Source organism: uncultured Campylobacter sp., from assembly GCF_938018035.1.
Lineage (GTDB): Bacteria > Campylobacterota > Campylobacteria > Campylobacterales > Campylobacteraceae > Campylobacter_B.
Genome location: NZ_CALIJF010000368.1, coordinates 1 through 4,698 on the forward strand (window position 1 = coordinate 1; position 4,698 = coordinate 4,698).

The 4,698-nt window shown below is 51.4% G+C and carries 4 protein-coding genes and 1 pseudogene; 2 read left to right on the forward strand and 3 right to left on the reverse strand.

Annotated features, from left to right (window positions below; genetic code table 11):
- A pseudogene (locus Q0257_RS11060) lies at window positions 1-245 on the forward strand (hypothetical protein); the annotation flags it as partial.
- 547 nt (window positions 246-792) lie between these two features.
- Here Q0257_RS11060 and Q0257_RS11065 read toward each other — a convergent pair.
- The 3 genes from Q0257_RS11065 to Q0257_RS11075 all read right to left on the reverse strand — a co-directional run bounded on the left by Q0257_RS11065 (window position 793) and on the right by Q0257_RS11075 (window position 3,151).
- On the reverse strand, window positions 793-1,023 hold the full coding sequence (locus Q0257_RS11065) for a hypothetical protein (protein WP_298024828.1): 231 nt from the start codon (window positions 1,021-1,023) through the stop codon (window positions 793-795).
- A 70-nt stretch (window positions 1,024-1,093) separates the two neighbouring features.
- Window positions 1,094-1,657, reverse strand: coding sequence for an isoprenylcysteine carboxylmethyltransferase family protein (locus tag Q0257_RS11070; protein ID WP_298024830.1), 564 nt, complete (start codon window positions 1,655-1,657; stop codon window positions 1,094-1,096).
- 474 nt (window positions 1,658-2,131) lie between these two features.
- Window positions 2,132-3,151, reverse strand: coding sequence for an ABC transporter substrate-binding protein (locus Q0257_RS11075; protein ID WP_298024832.1), 1,020 nt, complete (start codon window positions 3,149-3,151; stop codon window positions 2,132-2,134).
- 159 nt (window positions 3,152-3,310) lie between these two features.
- Here Q0257_RS11075 and Q0257_RS11080 point away from each other — a divergent pair.
- Window positions 3,311-4,698: SPFH domain-containing protein (locus Q0257_RS11080; protein ID WP_298024834.1), on the forward strand; the 1,388-nt coding region annotated here is incomplete at its 3' end.

Here is a 4,698-nt window from a genome sequence, read left to right on the forward strand (position 1 = left end):
ACGTAGGGCAGGTGGATGGCAAGCCTGCGGTGCTGCACGATATCTGGGGGCTTCGCACGATGGATGGCGGGCGCGCGGTCATCGGGCGCACGGCGATTACGTCGCTTACTATCGGCTCGGATCGCGCCGACATTGCCGAGGATCGACTGCTGATCTCGCGTATCAGCGCTATGAGCGTGCTTTCGGGCGAGGAGGACTTTATTTCGGACGATCGGTTCGGCTCTACGGATTTCGGTGCAAATTAAACGCTGTCTCGTAAAAAATAGAGAGCGAGCTATGGGCGATGGCCTCAGAAAAAAGCAAGCGACGAGAATCGGATGCATGTAAAAAGAGCGGACCGCGCGCTACTGAGATGAGTGCAAGCCGTCGCCGCTACCAAAAGCGGCGCGTTGCTTGCGTATATCTTCTCTGCGAACTGCTCGCCGCTATGGATAGAAGCCCGTGGGTATAAGCGCGCTCGCCGCCGTCCCTTGCAAATTGCTTCGTCTAAAACATCGCCTCTTGCGTATTTTTACTGGCGATGCGTTTGCTGTTTCGTCGTGTCTGCTCGGCGCATCGCTAAATTTTACATTTCGTGTCTTCATCGCCAATATACGCACCCTTGCGCCGTCGGTAAAATTTTGCTTTAAAATTTCGTTTGGAATTTTAAAGGAGCCGTAGCGAGCCGGTAAAATTTCATTCGCTCGGCCCTTAAAATTTTAAGAAGCGCTTTTTCGCTAAATGTGCAGACGGCTCTAAACGCGCCCAGGCTTCAGAGCCGAAGCTATTTTTCGCTGCAAGCGGGAGCGTGCGTCATTTGCTGTCCAGGCCTAGGCCGTGCAGTATGTATCCAAACTCCGCGCCGCCTACGATGATGATTTGATTGTTCTCGTTGCAAAGCGAGGCTACTTTGCTTACTTTCTCCGGCAGCTCGACGACGTTTCCGCGCATATCTTTAACCGTCCTCGGCTCGCCCGCGGCGGCGTTTAGACAAAACGCTAGAAACAAAGCGGCGACGAGAGCCAAATTTTTCCTTACGAACATACGCTCTTCTTAGTGCCAAAATTTTATAAAACGTTTAGGGCTGCGGCACGCCCTAGGTTTTACCCTCCCCTTAGAAAAACAAAAAATATCTCGGCGTCTTGCGCTTATACTCTAAATACTCCTGTCCGTAGGCTCGCTCGCAGTAGCGCTCCTCGCCGAGAACCACGAGATGGTTATATACGGCAAAGGGTGCTATCACTATGAGTAGCCACAGCGACGCCGAAGCGACGCAAACGCCCGCCATGCCGAGGAAATAAAAGAAATACATCGGATTGCGCGATAGGCGGTAGATGCCGCCTTGTGCGGCTCTGTCCGCAGGGGCTGCCGCATAGTCGTAAAACGCCTTGATGAAGCCCGCAAAAGCCGCTATGTAGATCACCGCTCCGATCCAAAACCATGCGCTGCCCGTCTTAAGCGGCACGAACACCGATAAAATAAGCAGCGCTACTTGCAGCAGCGAGCTTATGATCGCATTTCGCTTGTCCGCGAGCGTGTACCACGAGGTATCGGTGGCGCGCTTGCCGACCTCTTTGTAGATAAACATATACGCGAACTGTATCAGCACCATCGCAAATGAGGGTATCCAAGCGCCCGCTAGAGAGGGCTCAAGAGTCATAAAAAATGAAATTTCCATGACCGCTTCCTTTGCTTTAAATTTTATCTTGCAGCTTTATTTTGCCCTTGTTTGCTTGTCGTTGCTTTGTCCTTTTTCACCCGCCGCGGGTTTAAATTTTATTCTGCCTCGCACCGCCCGTTTGACACACTGCGGCTATGTTTGCTCGGCACGCCGCGCGTTAGGGATGCCGTTTCGGTTGGGACAATGCGGCAACGACGCCGTCATTTAGGTATCGACGCGCCAAGCGCCGATGGGATCTGCACTTTATGTGGGCGGCATTCGCACTTCAACGCGCCAAAAATGCGATAGTGCCGCTTGTTTTGACGATACGACGACGCCTGTTCGCCCGTATGACTAGACGATTTGTCTATCCGATGCCGAAATAGGACGAATTGTCTATTCGGCGCCGATATATCCGCCACATGATTGAGCGTTCGGCACGGATGCTGCCTGCTAGGTGTAGCGCTGATGCCGTTGCTTCGGTGCCGCGTCTTATTTACCCTCCGGATTGAGCCCTTTTAAGATATAGCCAAATTCCGTATCGCTCAGCTCGTAATTCATAAATTTTTTATAAAACGCCTTCGTTTCGGCTTTCACGTCGATGTCGGCAAAGAGCTCGGGCTGAATGGTTTTCGCCGCCCATAAAATTTGAAGCACCGTATCCGCGCCGTATCGATCCCAGTTGAAAACCCCGCGCGGATTGCCGTAAACGCGTCCGTTTTTGACCGCATCCGTGCCGCTGTAAACTGGGCTAGCCTTGATCTTCTCTACCGCATCTTCGTTGTGATCGCCGCCTACGATTATGATCTGCGGGTTGCTAGCGATGATTTCCTCGGCGGTGATAGTCTTCATTGGGCCTTTGGTAGCGGTGATCGCATTCGTTCCGCCGGCCAGCTCTATCCATGAGTCGATCAGCGTGCCCTTACCGTCGATCTTTAAAAGATCGCTTCCGCCCACGATATGAAGGACGCGCGGGCGCTTATCGGGGCTTAAATTTGCGGTGCGGCCGCTAACCAAAGCGATATTTTTATCGAGATTTGAGATCAGATCCTTCGCTCTTTGCGGCGCGTCGCCGCCTAGCATATCGCCGCACATCCTGATGCTGCGCCTCATCTGCTCGTAATCGCTAAAGCTCGCCTTTAAAACGGTAAAGCCCTGCTTAGCTAAATTTTTGCCCGTTAATGCGGTTGAGACGATGACTACGTCGGGGTTACGGCTCATTAGTTCCTCTAAATTTACGTCGTTATTTTTTAGCAGTACTGGGATCTGCGCTAGGCGCGGATAAATTTTAAGAAACCATGCGTTTTTGCTGATGTTATCGGTGGTAGCGACGATCTTGTCCGCTCCTCCTAGGGCCAGTAAAATTTGATTGTTCGAGTGCCAGAGCGCCGCGATGCGCTCAACTTTCGCGGGGATTTTAACCTCGGCGCCGTCCATATCCTTGATAGTTCTAAGCTCTGCCGCGCTTGCAAAAAGCGCACCCGCTAAAAGCAGCAGTAAAAATTTTTTCATTTTTTCTCCTAAACGGTATTGAAATATACGCCGCGATATTACAAAAAACCTCATTAAAATTGCGTAAATTTTAACCGCTGTCGCCGCGATTATTTATTATTTTTCAAAGTAAATTTTTATATAATCCATTTTAAATTTAGCATTTTTAAAGGAGAGAAAATGGGTGAAATTTTATATTTGATAGGCGCCGCCGTCGGGGTTTTAATCGCGCTTTTTATCATCGTGCCGCTGTTTTTCAGGCGCATAGTGGAGACGAATGAAGTGCATATTGTCCAAAGCGCGCGCAAGACGACGAGCTACGGCAAAGATACCGGTAACGGCAACAGCTACTATGAATTCCCGAGTTGGGTGCCGGTGCTGGGCGTTACGAAGATCGTTTTGCCCGTCTCTGTTTTTAGCATCAAGATCGAGGATTACGAGGCGTATGATCTGGGCAGGCTTCCTTTCGTCGTCGATATTACGGCGTTTTTTAGGATTATGGATTCAAATTTAGCCGCGCAACGCGTCAATAATTTTGAGGATCTTAACAATCAGCTTAGAAATATCATTCAAGGCTCGATCCGTTCGATCCTCTCAAGCCGCGTGCTTGAGGACATCTTGCAGATCCGCTCCGAGCTCGGAGATGATTTTACCAAGGCGGTAAAGACGCAGCTGCAAAATTGGGGTATCGAGCCCGTTAAAAACATCGAGCTGATGGATATCCGAGATAGCAGCGGCAGCAAGGTCATCTTAAACATCATGGAGAAGAAAAAATCCCAGATCGAAAAGGAAAGCCGCGTAGAGGTCGCAAACAACACCAAGCTTGCCCAGATCGCCGAGATCGAAGCCGCGCAGGCAACCGAAGTGCGCCAGCAGGAAGCCAATAAGATGGTGGGCCTTAAGACCGTCGAAAACGAGCGCGAAGTCGCGATCTCAAAGGAGCAGGCCGAGCAGCTCATCAAGGATCAGCAAAAGATCACGCAAGAAAAGGCGATGGAGGTCGTGCGGGTAAACGACGTCAAGCAGGCCGAGATCAAAAAGCAAGTGGAGATCGTAAAGGCCGAGCAGGAGCAGCGCAAGATCGAGATCGACGCCGAAGCGCGCAAAAACGCCAAAATCCGCGACGCCGAAGCGATCAAGGAAAATCAAATTTTAGTAGCGCAGGGCGACAAAGAGAAGCAGTTTCTCGCCGCCGCGGCGCTTTTGGAGATGAAGGACAAAGAGGCGCAGGGTACGCTAAAGATAGGCTCCGCCGAGGCTGAGGCGCTTAGGCTAAAAGAGCTCGCGCCCGTAAACGCACAGATCGAGCTCGCGCGCGAGATCGGCGAAAATCAGGGCTATCAGACCTATCTCATTTCGATCAAACAGATCGAAGCGAACCGCGACATCGGCCTAGAGCAGGCCAAGGCGCTAAGCGCGGCGGATCTTAAGATCATCGCAAACGAAGGCAGCGTGGGCGAGGGGATGAGTAAATTCGGCGAAATTTTAAGCGCCAAGGGCGGCACGCAGCTAGCCGCGATGCTTGAGGCGCTAAATCAAAGCGAGGTCGGCAAAAAGGTGCTGGATAA

Bases quoted from the DNA above. Each gene is read 5' to 3' on its own strand.
- Q0257_RS11065 (WP_298024828.1), bottom strand. From the start codon at position 1,023: ATGTTCGTAAGGAAAAATTTGGCTCTCGTCGCCGCTTTGTTTCTAGCG.
- Q0257_RS11070 (WP_298024830.1), bottom strand. From the start codon at position 1,657: ATGGAAATTTCATTTTTTATGACTCTTGAGCCCTCTCTAGCGGGCGCT.
- Q0257_RS11075 (WP_298024832.1), bottom strand. From the start codon at position 3,151: ATGAAAAAATTTTTACTGCTGCTTTTAGCGGGTGCGCTTTTTGCAAGC.